The sequence below is a fragment of the Opitutus sp. genome, from assembly GCA_024998815.1.
GTDB lineage: Bacteria > Verrucomicrobiota > Verrucomicrobiia > Opitutales > Opitutaceae > Rariglobus.
This window is the reverse complement of sequence record JACEUQ010000001.1, coordinates 1,295,404-1,312,207: the sequence shown is the minus strand read 5'-3', so window position 1 is coordinate 1,312,207 and position 16,804 is coordinate 1,295,404. Positions and strand designations below refer to the sequence as shown.

At 63.3% G+C, this 16,804-nt stretch carries 12 protein-coding genes; 5 read left to right on the top strand and 7 right to left on the bottom strand.

Going from position 1 to position 16,804, the window contains the following annotated elements:
• Positions 1-27 precede the first annotated feature (27 nt).
• Positions 28-2,727, bottom strand: coding sequence for a glycoside hydrolase family 9 protein (locus H2170_05695; GenBank protein ID MCS6299579.1), 2,700 nt, complete (start codon positions 2,725-2,727; stop codon positions 28-30).
• On the bottom strand, positions 2,724-3,935 hold the full coding sequence (locus H2170_05690; protein ID MCS6299578.1) for an acyltransferase: 1,212 nt from the start codon (positions 3,933-3,935) through the stop codon (positions 2,724-2,726). Before H2170_05690 ends, H2170_05695 begins: the two co-directional genes overlap by 4 nt.
• A 472-nt stretch (positions 3,936-4,407) precedes the next feature.
• On the opposite strand from H2170_05690, the gene H2170_05685 reads away from it, so the two are divergent.
• On the top strand, positions 4,408-5,103 hold the full coding sequence (locus H2170_05685; GenBank protein ID MCS6299577.1) for a spermine synthase: 696 nt from the start codon (positions 4,408-4,410) through the stop codon (positions 5,101-5,103).
• Positions 5,104-5,340: 237 nt separating this feature from the next.
• On the opposite strand, the gene H2170_05680 is transcribed toward H2170_05685, so the two are convergent.
• The 4 genes from H2170_05680 to H2170_05665 all read right to left on the bottom strand — a co-directional run bounded on the left by H2170_05680 (position 5,341) and on the right by H2170_05665 (position 11,065).
• Complete coding sequence (locus H2170_05680) at positions 5,341-6,126, bottom strand: SDR family oxidoreductase (GenBank protein MCS6299576.1); 786 nt, start codon at positions 6,124-6,126, stop codon at positions 5,341-5,343.
• A 15-nt stretch (positions 6,127-6,141) separates the two neighbouring features.
• Positions 6,142-7,170 carry a carotenoid 1,2-hydratase gene (locus H2170_05675; protein MCS6299575.1) on the bottom strand — a complete coding sequence of 343 codons (1,029 nt, stop codon included), beginning with the start codon at positions 7,168-7,170 and terminating at the stop codon, positions 6,142-6,144.
• Positions 7,171-7,287: 117 nt separating this feature from the next.
• Positions 7,288-9,909 (bottom strand): FtsX-like permease family protein, encoded by a 2,622-nt coding sequence (locus H2170_05670; protein MCS6299574.1) that lies wholly within the window; start codon positions 9,907-9,909, stop codon positions 7,288-7,290.
• A 472-nt stretch (positions 9,910-10,381) separates the two neighbouring features.
• A complete protein-coding gene (locus H2170_05665; GenBank protein MCS6299573.1) occupies positions 10,382-11,065 on the bottom strand; it encodes an ABC transporter ATP-binding protein in 684 nt (227 codons plus the stop codon).
• 228 nt (positions 11,066-11,293) lie between these two features.
• Between H2170_05665 and H2170_05660 the strand changes: the two genes are divergently transcribed.
• Positions 11,294-11,848, top strand: a complete 555-nt coding sequence (locus tag H2170_05660; GenBank protein MCS6299572.1) for a hypothetical protein — start codon at positions 11,294-11,296, stop codon at positions 11,846-11,848.
• A 71-nt stretch (positions 11,849-11,919) separates the two neighbouring features.
• On the opposite strand, the gene H2170_05655 is transcribed toward H2170_05660, so the two are convergent.
• Complete coding sequence (locus tag H2170_05655) at positions 11,920-12,639, bottom strand: M50 family metallopeptidase (protein ID MCS6299571.1); 720 nt, start codon at positions 12,637-12,639, stop codon at positions 11,920-11,922.
• A 136-nt stretch (positions 12,640-12,775) separates the two neighbouring features.
• Between H2170_05655 and H2170_05650 the strand changes: the two genes are divergently transcribed.
• The 3 genes from H2170_05650 (at position 12,776) to scpB (ending at position 16,803) form a co-directional block, all read left to right on the top strand.
• Positions 12,776-14,317, top strand: coding sequence for a sigma-54-dependent Fis family transcriptional regulator (locus H2170_05650; protein ID MCS6299570.1), 1,542 nt, complete (start codon positions 12,776-12,778; stop codon positions 14,315-14,317).
• An 81-nt stretch (positions 14,318-14,398) separates the two neighbouring features.
• On the top strand, positions 14,399-15,667 hold the full coding sequence (dgt, locus tag H2170_05645; GenBank protein MCS6299569.1) for a dNTP triphosphohydrolase: 1,269 nt from the start codon (positions 14,399-14,401) through the stop codon (positions 15,665-15,667).
• 263 nt (positions 15,668-15,930) lie between these two features.
• Positions 15,931-16,803 (top strand): SMC-Scp complex subunit ScpB, encoded by an 873-nt coding sequence (gene scpB, locus H2170_05640; protein ID MCS6299568.1) that lies wholly within the window; start codon positions 15,931-15,933, stop codon positions 16,801-16,803.
• Position 16,804 lies beyond the last annotated feature (1 nt).

Below are 16,804 nucleotides of genomic sequence, written 5' to 3'. Positions count from 1 at the left end.
CCCGCGTTGACGACGCACCGGCGGCGGTTAACGCGGCGGAGTTTCCGTGCCGGCTGCCGCGGCCATCGCCGCTGCACCTGGGGCAACACAGGTGAACGTGGCTTTGGAAAACACCCGGCGGCCATCCGGCCAGGCGACCTCGACTTCGACCCACTGGGGGCCTTCTTTCACCGGCGTGAAGCGGTAAGTTACCCCTCCCGCCGGTGCTTGCTGGAGGCCATCCCAAACGATCCGGGCGTGGCGCAGGTCGAGATCGTCAACTTTCACTTCCAGTGTGACCTCAGTGCCGACCGGCACGGGCGCAGTCGGTACACGGATACGGGCGGTGCCGGAGCGCCAGGGAGTCGCGGCGGCCTTCGGGTCGAGTAGTGCGCTGAGCGCAAGCAGGCTGCGGGCGTGGTTCACGGTCATGAATTCGGCGGAGGTATTCCATAGGTCCGCCCAGCGGTCGTAGAAAGGGTAGGGCGCGATCGGGGCGTCGTCGGCAGGGAAGGTCAGTTCGCCCGGTTCGCGGCCGTAGAGCGGCAACCAGTCGAAGCCGGCCTGGATGTTGCCCAAAGGGAAACCGGTGGGCGGGAGCGCGCGGTGGTCGGTGTTGGCGAATTGATGCACGATCACCTGCGGGCGTTTGCTTCCCAGTCCGGTCAGAAAACACAGGTTGAGCGGGTTGGTGCCGCCCTCGTAATTCAAATTGCTCACGATGGCCTCAAAATAGTCTGCGCGCGGCCAGAGTTGGTAGGCCACCGCTAGATCGGCGGCCTGATCCAGCGAAAAATACCAGCCGCCGGCGCGAAAGCGTTTCACCGGCTCGGGGAACGCCGACCCGTAGGCGTTCTGCCGGGTCCAGCGCACGGCGTCGTCAGCCGCCGCCGCCAGCTCGGTACGGCATTTGGCGAGGTGCAGGCGATCGAGTTGTTCGGGGCGCAGGCGACCGGTGCGCACGGCAAAGGCGTAGCTGCGGATGGCGTGGCCGTAGGAAGCATACAGGTGCGTCCAACCCCAGCGGCGGGTGGTTGGGGCGGCGGAATCAGGAAACCACAAAAAAAGCTGCCGCTGGTAGTCGGCGTCACCCGTGGCCAGATACAGTTCCGTAGCGGCCCACGTCAGTTCGTCGAGGTGGCCAAACTCGTCTCCATAAAAAGTGATCTTTTGGTAGGAGCCTTCCAGTCCGTGGCGGGCGATGGCGGTTTGCAGAAATCTCCAGCCCAGCCGGGCCTTTTCCAGGTAACTCGCCGCGATCTCCGGGTAGTGGCGTTTAAACGCCGGGGAGGAGGCGCATTGCGCGAGGGCCGCCACCCCGGCGGCGGTGGCTGAGGTGTTTTTGGGCCAAACCACCTGCGAGTCTCCGGTGTCGCCAGACTGGAGCGTGACATCGCCCTCGTATTCGCGGTTTTCCGGGTAGACCAAAAAGTAAAACCCACCGTCGGCGTCCTGGAGCTTGGCCAGATAGTCGGCCTCGATTTTGGCTTCTTGCAGAATGTCGCCGATGCCGTCGCCGCTCTCGGGCAGGCCAAGGTTGTCGAGCGCGCCGGCCGTCGGCAGGGCGTCGGCGGTGAACATCAGCAGGTGAACCAGCGTGGCCACGTTGATCGTGTACTTGCTGTAATCGCCGGCGTCGTGGTGGCCCCCGGCGACGTCGATTTTACCCTGGTTGACGAAGGGGTAAAGCTGCGTGGTTTCATCGATGAGCTGCGGGGCGGTTTGGAGCGGGCCCGGGGCGCTCTTGGAGGCAATCGTGGTCCAGGTCGCGGCGTAGGCCGCCTGAGGTATCGGCACCGAGGCGGGGGCGCCGTGACAGGCGGCGTGGGTAAACCGCGTGAAGGGCAAGTCGAGGGCTTGGCCGCAGCGTTGATGGTAGAGCCCGAGGGCATAGGTGCGCAGCCAGTTCATCGCCAGCCCGTCGTCGATGCGGAAGGGTAGCGACGAGCCCAATTCGGCCACCACCAGGGTGTAGTCGCCAGGTGTGGTGAGCGCACTGAAATCGGCCAACAAGACCTGTTGGTAGGGTTTTGGGCTGTAATCGTAGCCCACATCACGGCGGGCGGTTAGCTTGCCCCAGTGGACCGTCTCACCGGTGGTGGCGTTGCGGATCGAAAACTCGGTGAACTCGGCGGTGGGCAATTCGCCGAGGTTGCCCAGGTAGTAGCCGAGGCGCGCCTGCTTGGGGAAGGCCGGCGCGTAGCCCTCCTGGTTAACATGGATCGCCGGGCTGGTGCGTAACGGCTCCAGAGTGACGGCGAAGGTTTCCTTGGCGGGTCCGAGCAGCCCCGCGGCTTGCGTGACCACCACCGTTTGGCCTGCGGTCAACGGGTGGACGAGTTGCAGGTAAAGTGAGTTCTCCACCCGCAGATCGCGTTCGAGCAGCGTGGCCGAGCTGACGCGCCGTTTAAACCCAACGGTCACCACTGGGATGATTTGGCCATCGCTGGTGACTTGAAACGAGCCTGGCTCGGGCGTGGCGCAACGGCCATCGGGCGTGACGAAGTTCCAGCGCTCCACGCCGGCCGGGGGCGGGGCCTGCGTGGTGATAAGCCGCAGCTCCAACCAGGTCGGGGTTAACGCGCGCAGGCTGTGGTCACCCACGGCCGGGGGGATTAATCGCAGTGGGGCTTCCGAGGTTGGGCCGAGCGGAGCGCTCGCGGCGTGCAAGGGTGAGCAGGCGTGCAGCGAGGCCCAGATTAGACCGAGGAGCAGACCGAAGCGGGCGAATGCGATTGCGGAATTCATGGGGTGGATGGGGTGGTGGCGGGTGCGAGCGACGGGAACAGGCGGTCGCGTAGCCGCAGCGAGGGGCGCTCCACCAGGTGAGCCAGCCAACGGCCGCAGACCACCGCCGCCACCACGTAAACCGTGGTGATCCCCGCCCATAAAACCCCGGCTGAAACCTGCGTTCCGGCGAGGTGGGGTACGAGTTTTTGCAGGGGGATTTGCACGAGGTCGATGTGCCACAGGTAAATCGAATAACTATAAAACCCGACCTGGCCCAACAGGGCTGCCGGGCGGGTGGCGAAGAGCTTTTCCCAGCGCACGTGGGACGAAGGCAGATTCAGCACGCCGAGCAGGATCAGTCCGAAGCCGGCATAAACGCCAACCAAGCCGACGCTAGCCAGCCAGGGGCTCGCTTCCGGCGACAGGCTGAGCGTGGGGGCGGCCAACAGCACGCCGGTGAGGATCAAGGCGAGCGGGTGGCGGCTTAGTGGGGCGAGACGCACCGGGTGAAAGTGGGTACTGTACGCCAGCAGTGTACCCACTAGTAGACCGTCCCAGCGTAGGTGGGTCGCATAGAGGTTCATCTGGGCCGGGCCCAAACTCAGGAAGGCGGCATGGCGCAAAACAGCGGCCGTAATGACTCCGCCCACGATCAAAACCGGTAGCCAACGCAGGAAGCCAGCCAGGCCGCGCACGCGCAGCATCACCAAAAACAGCAGCGCCAGACCTAGGTAAAAGTGCTCCTCCACTGCCAGGCTCCACGTGTGAATGCGCGGGGAGTGAAAATAGTTTTGGACATGGAGAAAGTTAGGCCAGAGGTCGCCCCAGACTGCCGCCGGATTCCCCGCGTGGTGCCGCCAGCCCAGCCAGAGCGCGACCACCCCGAGGTAAACCAAGTAGGGCGGCCAAATCTTAAACCCGCGGCGGATCATAAAGCGCCGCACATTGACGTTTCCGCTGTGCCGGTATTCGGCAAAAAACAATCCGCTCACCAGGTAGCCGCTGAGCACAAAAAACAAGTCAACCCCCGCCCAGCCGATCGTCTTCCACGCGTTTGCGAACGGCGTGAGCGCGCCCAGGTCGGTGGTGGCCATGACACCGTGCCGACCCAACACCAAGAGGATGGCGAGCCCGCGGAGCATATCCAGCGGGAGTGAGCGGCCGGGGTGCCACGTGCGTGCCAGGGTGGGAGAGCGGCGGTCTGCCGTGTCGGGAGCGGTGAGCATGGGGGCGTGGGTCTACGGCGCGAACGGGCCGTCGCAGTCGGACCGCTTTGATACTCGAAGCCACCCCGCCGCCCAATGGGGTGCGTAGCCCGTTCTTACGGACCTGCGGGCGGGCACGCTGTCGGCTGTCCTGTGCGGACCTCAATTCGATCAACCGCCTGCACTCGCTGGAGCCGACACGTTTGTACTGAAACTGCGGTGCGCTCCTTATTCCAATTCGCGTTCAAGATGAGTTGAACTAACCAAGTTCCCGGGGAGAGTGGATGCCTTTTGGAAAACACCCTGAGCTCACGCTCAGGGCCACGGGGACTGTTTTCGCGAAGCGTGTGGCCTTGAGCGTGAGCTCAAGGATGCAGTAACCCTCAACTTGAACGGGAATTAGTATTAGAGTGGAACACGGCCGAACGTAAGGGGACGTTGCAGCGGCCTTGCGTGTGGGCGGGCGGCGCGCATGGTCTGCGGGTTTTACGCCATGAAACCGCACTACAATCTCGCCGAAACCCGCACGCCCGACGGGGCCCGTCTCTCGCTTCACGAGCACGACGGCAGCTATTGCGTGCGCCTCAATGGCCAGGACCTCATGCACTCGTCGACCAGTGCCTCCGAGGTGCTGCTCGGCGAACTCGCCCACACCTTGATCGACACCAAAGCGTCCACCCGCACGCTCATCGGCGGCATGGGGCTGGGTTACACCCTCAAGGCGGTGCTGGCCAAGGCCGGTCCCAAGGCGGTGGTCGAGGTCGGTGAACTCATGCCCGAGGTCATCGAGTGGAACCGCACGTTCATGGCCAATCTCAATGGCAAACTCTTGGACGATCCACGCGTGCAGGTGCGCCTCGGCGACGTGGTGATTACGATCCAAAAGGCCCGCCCCAATTCCTACGACGCGATCCTGCTCGATGTGGACAACGGCCCGATCCCGATGGTGCACGCGGGAAACTTCCGCCTCTACGGCCCGCGCGGGTTGGAAGCGATTAAGTCCAAATTGCGTCCGGGTGGGCGGCTGGCGATTTGGTCGGCCAGCCCCGACCACACCTTTGAAAAACGCCTACGCACCGCCGGCTTCGTGGCGCAGGCGATTCCAGCAAAACTGTTTCCGACCGCCAAACGTAGCGCCTACGTGATCTACGTCGGCGACAAGCCGCTGGAGGAGCCGGTTAAGAAGTAGCGCGGGGGGCGGGCGTGGGTGCAATCGGCTTGAGGCCGTCCTTGGTGTCGGCTGGTTTTGCGGAACGAGAGAACGAGTAGGAGTAGGAGAACGAGAACGATTCGAGCCTTCAAACCAAAGGTCGGAACGCCGGTTGCCGGATCCGAACTCGTTCTCGTTCTCTTACTCCTACTCGTTCTCCTCCCCGTTCCGGTTCCTCCTCCGCCACCCCGTGGCCAACGTCCGCCTCCCGCCATGCTACACCTTCGGCTTGGGCCGCAGGTGGGCCATGCCGCCGTCAACCGACCAGATTTGGCCGGTTACCCAGTCGGCATCGGCCGACACCAGCCATGCAATCAGGCTGCCTACATTGGCTGCCCGCCCGACTTTGCCCAGCGGGTGCATTTTTTCGGAAAACTGCCGCGCCTGCTCCGAGCCGAGTAGCGCCGCCGCCATGGGCGTGTCGACCAAACCGGGGGCGACCGCGTTCACGCGCACGTTTTTGTTCGCGTAACTGGCCGCCGCCGCGAGCACCAGGCCATTGACGCCGCCCTTGGCTGCCGCGATCGCTTCGTGGTTGGGAATCCCAGCCTGCGCCGCCACCGAGCTGATCAAGACGATGGAACCACCCCCCTGCGCCTGCATTGGCAGCACCGCAGCTTTTAACCCGTAAAACGCCGAGTTGAGGTTCAGGTCGATGACTCGCTGCCAATCATCGAGCGAGGTCAGGTGCGCCGGTTTCATCAGGATCGAGCCGACCGCGTGTATGTAGGCATCGAGCCGACCGAAGCGCTCGAGCGTCGATTTCACGGCGGCCTCAACTTCGGCGGGCTGGGTGGCGTCGGCCACCACGGTGTGCAGCGCGGGCAACTCGGTTTGCAACGAGGCGAGTTTGTCCACTCCGCGCGCATAACCGGCGACTTGCCAGTCGGCGCGTTCTAGGCGGCGGGCAACATCGGAGCCGATGCCGCCAGTCACCCCGGCAATGAGGACAACCGGTTGGTCGAGGCAGGTGGTTTCAGGAGCGGATTCCGGAGTAATCATGATGAGCGTGGTTGGTTAAATTTTCAGGTCTTTGGCGTAGCCGGTGAGTTCCAAATAAGCCGAGCCGATCTCGCGTCCGTCGGCGTCGAGCACTCGGCAGGCGCCTTCCCAATAAGAGATTCCGTCGCTTTTTCCGCCGAGTTCCTGGTTTTTGGCCAGCGGCACCAAGGTGAGCGCCACGCGTTGACCGCTCGCCGGGTCGGTGCTGGTTAAGCGCACCCGCACCGGGTAAATCGCGCCGGTTGCCGGACTGGTCCATCGCTCCAGCACTTCCCATTTGAAATCGCTCTTTCGGGGCACGCCGGCGGCATCTACCCAGGTCAGGGTCGAAGCCGGATCCGCCGAGCCGTCGCGCAGCCGCATCCGGTAAAACATCAGCTCGCGGCCGTCGTTAAGGTGAATACCCGCCCAGTCCCAACCGACCTGGTTTTCGTCGAGTTGGCTGCTGCTGATTTCGTGGTCCATCCACGACTCCCCAGCCACCGCAAGGGTTTCCTCGCCGACGGTCAGCACGCCCTCGGTGCGAAGACGCGGAAAGGTTAGATAATAACTCGCGGCGGTCGGGGCCGCGCCTTTGCGCGAGATCCCGTTTTCGCCAAACACCACCAGCGGTTTGGTCGGCGCCAAGTTGAGCGCAAATCCCACCTCGCCACGCACCGCGCCGCGCAGCTCCAGGCGTTCGCCGCTGGTCGTGTCGGGCAGCAGGCGCAGGCTCCACGGGCCGTTGTGGACCGCGAGGGTGGCGGTGGCCGCACCGGCGTCCCAGCCTTCGCGGTTAAGCCGTTCCTGGTGGTAAAATTGACCGCTTTTTCCGTCGATCAGGGCCATGTGGGCGAGGTGAAACTGGACGGTTTTGTCCGGCGAAGCGCTGCGGAAAAACGTAGCCTGATACCCAAAGCGCCGCCCGCGGTCGGCGGTGAACAGGTGGCCCGTCACGTACCACCATTCGATTTTGAACTCGGGGTGCGAACCGTGGTCGCGGGGGAACGTGAAAACCCGCCCCGGTTGCGGCACCGCAAAGCCCTCGGCGGTGGTCAGCGGCATCTCGGCGGCCGCCTGAACGAAATGGCCACAAAAAGCACAAAGAGCACAAAAAAGGAGAAGGCTGCGGGTCATGGTTTTCGTGTCATTTCGTGTTTTTTGTGGCCAAGGTTTGTTGCCTTATTCCTCCCTGTCCGCGGGCAAGTCGGCGCCCCAGCGGCCGACCGCATAACCGACCAGCCCGCCGGTCACCGTTACTGCCGCCCCCAGCAGCAGTAGCGCGCCGACCGGGAACGCGGACGAGAGCGTCCAGCCGAAGGATTGTTTGTTGATCACATGGATGAGCAACCAGCCCAGCGCGACGCTGAGCGCGAGTCCGCTGATCACCGCGCAGGCCGACACCGCCAGGCCTTCGACCGCTGCGGCGTTGGCGATTTGCTGCCGCTGAAACCCGAGCGCGCGCAACGTAGTCAGTTCATCGCGTCGGTCGAGCAGCACGCTGATCAAGGTCAGTGCCAGTCCGGTCATCGCCACGGCCACCCCGATCACCTCCAGCGCGTGGGTGATGGCAAAGGTCTGCCGAAACACCCGCAGCACCTCGGCGCGCAGCTTGGCATTGGTGAAAATCGACAACCCCGGATATCGCTTAAGCAACTCGGCGCGCAGGGCTTCGGGCTCGATGCCGGGTTGCACGTAGAGCGCGACATTGCTCACTGAGTCCTCGGCGAACCAACTCTGGATCTGGCTGCGGGTCATTAAAATGGAACCGCGCTCGTTGCCGTAATCGGCAAACACTCCGGCGACCATCACCGGGCGCACGCCTGCCGGAGTGGGCAACCGCAGGGTGTCGCCCACGCTGACATGAAAGCGCGCGGTGAAACTTTCGCTGACCAAGGCGAGATGGGCGTTGCGCGCCGGATCAAACATCGCGTCGTCGCGCGGCGCGGTGATCCACGGCAGATCCGGGCGGACCGCCGGGTTTTCCAAATCGGCGCCCGAGAGCAGGGTGGGAATGCCGTCCAATTCGATGAAGTGCGCAATCAACACCGCCGAGCGCGCCACAGCCGGGTGTTCGGCGATCGCATTGGCAGTGGCGGCGGAGATCCGGTTCTGGGCCGAGGCGCTTTGGGCGCCAGCGCTGCTGATGTAGAGATCGGCCTGCAACGCGCGTTTCACCCAGCCCTGCATGGTCTGTTCAAAGCTCGCCACCAGGATGGTCATGCCGGCGGTCATGCCGATGGCGCACACCAAGGCGGCCGCCGCCAACCGGTGCCGTCCCGAGGGCAGGCGAAGGTGACCGAGGGCGATTTTAACGCTCACAGAGCGCTCGCCCAGTCCGCGCGCCAACCGAGCCAGCGGAGGCAAGAGAAAGGCCGCGACGACCCCGACGCCAAAAATCCATAAAAACGCCGCCGCATATCCGGCCAGGGGGAAGCGTCCGCCGCCGGCCAAGGGCAAGGGCGGAAGTTGCGCGCAGAGGATGCCGGCGGCGACAAACCCGAGGCCGAGTGCGAGATTGCTACCGAGGCGCGGGCCGGCGGCGGGGCGCGCGCCGCGTTGTAAAACCTGGGCGGGCGGGGTGCGGGCGGCTTCGCGGGCCGGCCAAAAACCGGCGACCAGTGCCGCGCCCACGCCGAGCACGAGGCCGAGGAAAATCTCGGCCACCGTGAGCTGGGCCGACGCGACGGTGGTGGCGTAATAGAGGGCGTTAATGGTTTGCGCGACGGCGCGCACCGCCAGTTGCGCGCCAGCCCAGCCGAGCACCAGTCCAAGCGCTCCGCCGGCCAGCCCAAGCAGCGCGGACTCGACCAGCCACAAGCGGCGAATCGCACGTTCCTCCACGCCGAGCGAGCGCAGGATGGCGATCTCGGGCCGGCGGCGGACCACCGCACCGTCGAGAGCCTGAAAAATCAAATACAACCCGGTGAGCAGCGCGATCAGCGAGAGGATCGTGAGGTTGAGGCTGAAGGCGCGGGTCATCGCCTCGGCGGCCTCGCGGCGCGCGCCGGGCGGGGCGACCGTCCAGCGGGTGGTTTCACCGGCGCCGGGGGCTGGGCGTGCGAGGGTTTCCAAGACGTCGCGGACCTCGGCGCGGCGTTGCTCCAGGCGCGGGCCGGCTTCGACCACGAATTCGACCCGGTCGATGCGACCGACTTTGCCGCTGATTTTTTGCAGCGCGGCGAGGTCGGCGATCATCAACGTGGCCGGGGCGCGGGGCGCGTCGGGCGCGGTCGGAATCAGCCCGGCGACCGGTAGCACGCGGATGGTTTCGTCGATGACGAGCGCGATTTCGGTCGGCGGGGTGGGGGCATAGTCGGCGCTGATCCAGATCTGCGGGCCACGGTTAAAGGTTTCCCAAAACGCCTGGTTACCGCTGGGGAAAAACGAGCGGTCCTGGGCCCGCGCCAGGTTGGCCACGCCGAGCAGATCGACCCCGAGCAGGGTGTAGGTGGTGCGGCCGAGTTTGGTGGTGTCGGTCGCCTCGGGCGGGGTTGCGCCGGTGACTTCGACCAATGGAATAATGTGGACCGGGCGAGACCCGAGGGCGGCGCGCAGTTCGGGCAAAACGCTTTCGGGGAAACTGCCGGTGGGCGACTCGATCACCCAGTCGCTCTGGCCGGTGAGGGTGTCGGTGAAGTTGGCAAAACTGCTGACGGCGGCGCGGTTGGCCAGGCGCACGGCGACGAAAACCGACACCCCGAGGGCGAGGATGAGGACGAGCAGGGCGCTTTGCTTCGGCGCCAACCGCCAGTGGCGGAGCGTGAAGTGGCGCAGCAAAAACGTGAGCAGCGGCACGTTCATGTGCGCACCTCGCGGTTGAGGCATTGAAGGGCTTTTCGCCGTAAAAGGAGGTCCGCTCGGTTAAGACGCCCCGAGCTCACGCTCGAGGCCACGGGAGATGAGGTGCATGTGGCCTTGAGCGTGAGCTCAAGGAGGCGAAGTGAGGAGCGTCCGGAAATGGGCCGGCATCCCGAGCTCACGCTCGGGGCCACGGGAGATGAGGTGCGTGTGGCCTTGAGCGTGAGCTCAAGGAGGCTACGCAAGGGGCGTCCGGAAATGGGCCGACATCCCGAGCTCACGCTCGAGGCCACGGGAGATGAGGTGCATGTGGCCTTGAGCGTGAGCTCAAGGAGGCGAAGTGAGGAGCGTCCGGAAATGGGCCGACATCCCGAGCTCACGCTCGGGGCCACGGGAGATGAGGTGCGTGTGGCCTTGAGCGTGAGCTCACGGAGGCTACGCAAGGGGCGTCCGGAAACTGGAGGGATCCCGAGGTTCATGTGCGGGCAACGATGCGGCCGTCGCGCAGGTGGATGCGGTTTTGACAGATGGCAGCCGCCTCGTCGCTGTGGGTAACCAAAATCAGCGCGGTGCGGGTTTCGTCGGTCAATTCGCGCAGGAGCTCGAGGATGTTGGCACCGTTGGCGGAATCGAGGTTGCCTGTGGGCTCGTCGGCTAAAATTAGGTCGGGTTTGTGAATCAGGGCGCGGGCGATGGCGACGCGCTGCTGTTCGCCGCCGGAGAGCTGAGCGGGTAGGGCGGAGGCGCGGTGAGTCAGGCCGATGCGCTCAAGAATAACCTCGACGCGCAGGCGGCGTTCGGGGGCGGCGACGCCGAGCAGTTGCAGGGGAAGGGCGATGTTTTCCTCGGCGGTGAGGGTGGGCAGGAGGTGGAAAAACTGAAAGACGGTGCCGACGTGTTCGCGGCGCAACCGGGCCAGCCCGTCGCTGTCGAGCTGGTCGATGCGCAGGCCGTTGAGGGTGATTTCGCCCGCGTCGGGCCGGTCCACGCCGCCCAGGCAGTTGAGCAGGGTGGTTTTACCGCTGCCGGAGGGCCCGGTCAGCGCCAGGCGCTCGCCGGCGGCGACCGTAAACGAGACGGCATCGAGGACCCGGCGCGCACCGTAGTTTTTACTGACGTCGGTGACCGAGAAAACCGGTGTGGCGGGGGTGGACGGCATGGCGGGAGGAAAAGGCGGTTCCCGAAAAACGCCAGCCGCCGAATGAAATATCCCGCCCGATTCCCATTCCCCCTTCCGTTGTCGACCATCGGCGGGAGGGCTGTTGCCGCAGATTTCAGCTAGGGATTACCGGGCGATTTGTTGCAGATAGGTTTGGCCCGAGCTCAAGCCGCCTCACCTGGGGCGGAACCAAAGGCGGTTCCCACGGACTTTTCATGTATGATCCCCATGATTTTTCTGCTGCTGCTTTTGCTGTGTGGTTTGCCTGCTGTGGCTGAGCCTAAACGGAGCGAATCTCGGCCTGATCTCCCGCCAATTAACACCCTGCAGTTGAGCCTGTCTGTGGTTCAGTCGGGTGTTCCATTACGCGGAACGAACCGGATGAACTCGCTTGCCGTGACGTTAAAAAAAATCGGTGACTGCGATGGCAAGGTAACGATCAAGGCCTGTTTTTTTGGCCAAAGTGTGGCTAACGGGAAAATCACTCTGAATACAGCCCTGACGCGGGAGGGCGAAGCGGTGTCCGGTGCCGGCAACACCTACAATTTTAAATCCGAAGAGTTCATTTACGCTCCCGAAAAAAGGGTTCCATCAACGACGGCCAAAGGGCGGGATAAAGTGGTGTCGGCCAAAGGGGTGTTGCCGCATGGGTCTTTGGTTCAGATTTTTGTCGGGGGGAAACTGATCGCAACAAACGCCTCTAGCCAGGGCTACGAGGCCGTAATCAGCGAATCGGAATCAGGGGAGTTGAAAAAGAAAATGCGGGCCAAGCGGGTTCGGTGAGCGAACGCGGTAACGGTTAACTCCACATGAAAAGGGGGGGGGCGCAGTACCGGCGGCAGGCCGAGGTGGACTCAAAAAATCCCGCGCGGCTCGTTTTCGTCGGGGCGAAGCGGTGGGGGCGGGAAGGCGCGGGCCTGCAGGTCGCGCCAGTGTTGCGCGGCCCGTTCCAGGCGGACGACCGACTTGAGCTCGGTTTCGCCGGCGTAGATGATGAACACAAACAGTACGCCGCCCATGTATTGGCCGTGGTAAATCAGGTAGCTGGCCCCCGCCAGCGCCACGACTTTGCCCACGCCCACGGCAATCTGGGTGGCGCGTAGGTAGCTGAGTTTCATGGCGAGCAACGCGCGGAACACCCGTCCGCCGTCCATGGGGAAGGCCGGTAGCAGGTTAAACACGCCCATGATCAGGTTCACCACGATCAGGTGTCGGCCCATTTCCATAAAGCTGAATGAAAAATCCAGTGGCTCCCAGTTTTCGGGAAAACGCACGACGATCATCAGCAGACCGATGATCAGGTAATTCACCGCCGGTCCGGCCAGGGCGATGATGATTTCTTCACGCGGGCGGCGCGGTATCGAGTCCATTTCGGCCATGCCACCAATGGGCAGCAGGAGGATGCGTGGGACCCGCACTCCAAAGTAGCGGGCGGCGGCTGCGTGGCCGAGTTCATGCAGGGTGACGCAGGTAAAAAGCGTGAGCATGTAGGCCACACTCCAGACCGCGCCCGGCCAAGCGGCGCTGCTCCAGCCCTCCCACGCCACGTAAGCCAGCATCAGAATGAAACTCACGTGCACTGAAAGTTGGATGCCGCGAATACGAAATAAATTCATGGACCAGCTGAGCATGGGAGCGGTAAGCAACACTGCTTTCTTCTGTTTCGCCAGTGTTCTTGTCAGCGGGCCTCAATCTCGTACACCTAGGCGCATGTCCGACCTCGCAAGCCGACCTCCCTCCATTCTTGTCATCGATGACGACGCCGAAGTGCGTTACTCGCTGGGACGCGTGCTGTCTTCGAAAAAGTACCAGGTGAGCGAGGCCGCCAGCGGCGAACTCGGCGTTGCCGCGGTTAAAAAAGGACCTGCCCCCGATCTGATTTTTTTGGACATTCGCATGAGCGGCATCAGCGGCATCGAGGCCCTCCAGCATATCCGTGCGGTTAACCCCAAGCAGCTCGTGGTGTTGATGACCGCCTTCGGCACCGCCCAGACCGCCATCGAGGCGATGAAATACGGGGCGTTTGACTACCTCATGAAGCCGTTTGACCCGGCCAAGGTGCTGACCATCGCCGAGACCGCCCTTAAGGCCCACGCCGACATGCGCGCGGTGGTGAACTACAAGCCGACCATCAACAGCGATGACTACAAGGAGGGCATCGTCGGCTCTTCGCCCGTGATGCAGGACGTGTTTAAAACCATCGGCCAGGTGACGGCCAGTGACGTGACGGTGATGATCACCGGCGAGAGCGGCACGGGTAAGGAACTGGTCGCCCGCTCCATTTGGAAGCACTCGCACCGCGCCGGAAAACCCTTCATCGCGGTCAACTGTGCGGCGATTCCCGACAACTTGATTGAGAGCGAACTCTTCGGCCACGAAAAGGGCTCGTTCACCGGCGCAACCGGCCAGCGCCTGGGCAAGTTCGAACTGTGCGATGCCGGCACCATTTTTCTCGATGAAATCGGCGACATGGCGCTGGCCACCCAGACCAAGATTTTGCGCGTGCTTCAGCAGGGCGAAATCCAGCGCGTGGGCGGTACCGAAACGATCAAGGTCGACGTGCGCATCCTCGCGGCGACCAACAAGGATCTCGAGGAGATGGTGAAGTTAAAAACCTTCCGCGAAGACCTGTATTACCGGCTCAACGTGGTGCGCATCCGCATGCCGTCGTTGCGCGAACGCGTCACCGACGTCCCGCAGATCGTGGATTTCTGCCTGCAAAACCTGGTGAAGCAGAAAAAGGCGCGCACGAGCAAGGTCGCGCCCGAGGCCATGGAGGTGCTCACGCGTTACCGCTGGCCGGGCAACGTGCGCGAACTGGAAAACGTGGTGTATCGCAGCGCGGTGATCGCCCAGGGCGATACGATTTTGCTCAAGGATTTGCCCGTGGAGGTGCGTGAGTCCGCTGGATCGACGGTTTCGGCGGCGTTGGCGGCGACGAGTGGCGGCTCGGCAGCTCCCTTTGAAGTTGCCCGCACTGCGGCAGCGGAAAGCGCCGCGTTGGTCACCGCCCAGGTGGTTGCCGAAAGCATCGCCGCCGGCGACACGCCGCTGAGTGTCGAGCGGGCGCTGGACTTTTTGCACGTTGAGTTAAGCCAGCACGCCGAGCCGATTTTAACGCGCCTTGAACGCGAGATGATTGTGCGCGTGTTGGGTGCGACTGGCGGCAACTTGCTCAAAGCGGCGGAGAAACTCGGCATGACCCGCGCCACCCTGCGCAAACGCGTCGACGAATTGGGGCTGAAGTTCTGATGAATGCGGCGGGATGAAAAGCCCGCCTCAAGGGTTTTTCCGCCCGCCGAAACGGGTGAGAATTTTTGGAAAATCACACGTATGACCAACCGTTTTTATACCGCCTTTGATCAGGAAATCTGGGGCGGCGCGCGCAAAAGCGACTACCGCACCGCGTTTCAGGTCGACCGCGACCGGGTCATCCATGCCCAGGCTTTTCGCAAACTTCAGTCGAAGACGCAGGTGTTCCTTTCGGGCGAGTACGATTTTTACCGCACCCGGCTGACGCACTCCATGGAGGTTGCACAGATCGGCCGCTCGATTTGCCACTATTTGCAAACCCTAGGCGGGCCGCTCGGGCCGGACTTTTTTATTGATAGCGACCTGGTTGAGGGCGTTTGTCTTTCACACGATCTGGGTCACCCGCCGTTTGGCCATTCGGGCGAGCGCACCTTGCAGGAGTTAATGAAGCCGCACGGCGGGTTCGAGGGCAACGCACAGACCCTGCACTTGCTCACCGAGACGCTTTATCAGGACGAGTCCAGCGTGCGCGGCATGCAGCCCACCCGCGCCCTCCTCGACGGGGTGTTGAAATACAAAAAGCTTCACCGCGAATTCACCCGGCCCCCGAGCAACCATTTCCTCTACGACGCGCAGTCGATTTACCGGGATTTTGTCTTTGGCGACGCGGCGATTCCTGCGGAGCTGCACGGTGACGAGGAGTTAAACGGGTTTAAGAGTGTGGAGTGCCAGATCATGGACTGGGCGGATGACGCCGCGTATTCGCTCAACGACATCGTCGACGGGGCGAAGGCGGGGTTTCTCACCAGCGATCGCATCGAAAGCTGGGCGGCCAAGGTGGGCGTCGATACCGAAGGGCAGCAGCATCTGGAAACCTTGATCAACGTGATCCGCAGCGACCGCCTTGAAGCGGTGTTTTCGGAGAAAATCGGCGGCTTTATCACGTCCTGCCGACTGCGCCCCCGGCGTAATTTTATGGCGGGGCTTACCCACCGCTACGCCTTTGAACTGGTGGTGGCACCGGCCGCGCTGCGCGAGGCGCAGTTTTACAAGCAGATGGCCAACGACCTTATTTTCGAGAGCCCGCAGCTTCAGCAAATCGAGCACAAGGCGCGCAATGTTTTGTTCAGCCTGTGGGATTCGTGCTGGCGCAACTACGTCGAAAAAGGCCCGCGCGTGATCAACATCCTGCCTCCCCGGGTCGGCCGGTTGGTCGAGGCGGAGACAACCGTCGACGGCAAGGCCCGGCGCATCTGCGATTGGCTGGCTGGGCTGACCGACGGCATGATTGTGCGCACCTACAAGCGGCTCAACGACCCCGATTTCGGCTCGTTGCGCGATTTGAGTTAAAACATCGAGCGGTTCACCCGGCCGGAAGCCGCTTTCGCAGACCTCGGCTGGTTGGTTGAAGGTTCAATGTTGGATGTTGGATGTTGGACGTTGATTCGGGGTGGCTTTGCTCCGGAGGCACTGAGCGGAACGGAGAACGTTCAACATCCAACATTGAACATCCAACGTTCAACTCGGAGTGCGGAGTCGCAGCCCGCGACGCGCTGCTGATTCAGGGTTGCCTCGGCTTTCGGCGGCCCCCTCACTCTCGGCTTTTATTTCGCATGGCGTTCCAACTCCAAAAAGTGCTCAAGGCACTGCTCTTCTCGTCGAGCCAACCCCTCACGGTCAAAGACATCCAGACCGCGTTCGCGCGGTTCCATGACCAAGCCACGGTGACCACCGCGATCGTTGACCCCACGGCCGAGGGCGCCGCAGCCGACTCCGACGCACCCGCTCCGGGCGGCAACGAAGCCGCCGAGGTGCTCCTCGTCGCCCCCAGCGAAACCGACGCCGACCTTTACCAAAACGTCCCTTCGCTCATCACCGCCACCCAGATCCGTGAGGCGATGGATCAACTCGCCGCCGAATTGCGCGCCTCCGACGACATTTACCTTCTCATCGACGGCGCCAGCGGTTACCGCCTGGTGACACACCCGCGTTTTGCCCGCTGGATTCGAATCCTGCGCGACGAACCTGCCCCGACCAAACTCACCCAGTCGGCGCTCGAAACCATGGCGATCATCGCCTACCGCCAGCCGGTCACCCGCACCGAAATCGAGACGATTCGTGGCGTTTCGGCCGAGGCCGGCCTGAACAAACTCCTCGAACGCGAACTCGTTTATATCGTCGGTCGCGCGGATCTTCCGGGTCGCCCCCTGCAATACGGCACCACGGATCAATTCTTGGAATTCCTCGGGGTGAAATCCCTCGTTGAACTGCCCGCCTCCGACGTGCTCACCCCGCGCCAGATCGACGAATGGCTCAAAAACGCCATCAACGCCACGCCTCCCACCGACAACGAAATGGGCCTGCCGTTGGAAGACGGTGAAGGCGATTCGCCCAGCCTGTTCCCCGTCGAGGTCGCTCACGTTGAACCGCACGCCGCTGCTCCCGCCGCACCGGCATCCGACGCCGGCCAACCCGCATCCGCCTAAC

What these genes read in the sequence shown, in the direction of transcription:
- H2170_05695 (MCS6299579.1), bottom strand. Translation starts at nt 2,727, where the DNA reads ATGAATTCCGCAATCGCATTCGCCCGCTTCGGTCTGCTCCTCGGTCTA.
- H2170_05690 (MCS6299578.1), bottom strand. Translation starts at nt 3,935, where the DNA reads ATGCTCACCGCTCCCGACACGGCAGACCGCCGCTCTCCCACCCTGGCA.
- H2170_05685 (MCS6299577.1), top strand. Translation starts at nt 4,408, where the DNA reads ATGAAACCGCACTACAATCTCGCCGAAACCCGCACGCCCGACGGGGCC.
- H2170_05680 (MCS6299576.1), bottom strand. Translation starts at nt 6,126, where the DNA reads ATGATTACTCCGGAATCCGCTCCTGAAACCACCTGCCTCGACCAACCG.
- H2170_05675 (MCS6299575.1), bottom strand. Translation starts at nt 7,170, where the DNA reads ATGCCGCTGACCACCGCCGAGGGCTTTGCGGTGCCGCAACCGGGGCGG.
- H2170_05670 (MCS6299574.1), bottom strand. Translation starts at nt 9,909, where the DNA reads ATGAACGTGCCGCTGCTCACGTTTTTGCTGCGCCACTTCACGCTCCGC.
- H2170_05665 (MCS6299573.1), bottom strand. Translation starts at nt 11,065, where the DNA reads ATGCCGTCCACCCCCGCCACACCGGTTTTCTCGGTCACCGACGTCAGT.
- H2170_05660 (MCS6299572.1), top strand. Translation starts at nt 11,294, where the DNA reads ATGATTTTTCTGCTGCTGCTTTTGCTGTGTGGTTTGCCTGCTGTGGCT.
- H2170_05650 (MCS6299570.1), top strand. Translation starts at nt 12,776, where the DNA reads ATGTCCGACCTCGCAAGCCGACCTCCCTCCATTCTTGTCATCGATGAC.
- dgt (MCS6299569.1), top strand. Translation starts at nt 14,399, where the DNA reads ATGACCAACCGTTTTTATACCGCCTTTGATCAGGAAATCTGGGGCGGC.
- scpB (MCS6299568.1), top strand. Translation starts at nt 15,931, where the DNA reads ATGGCGTTCCAACTCCAAAAAGTGCTCAAGGCACTGCTCTTCTCGTCG.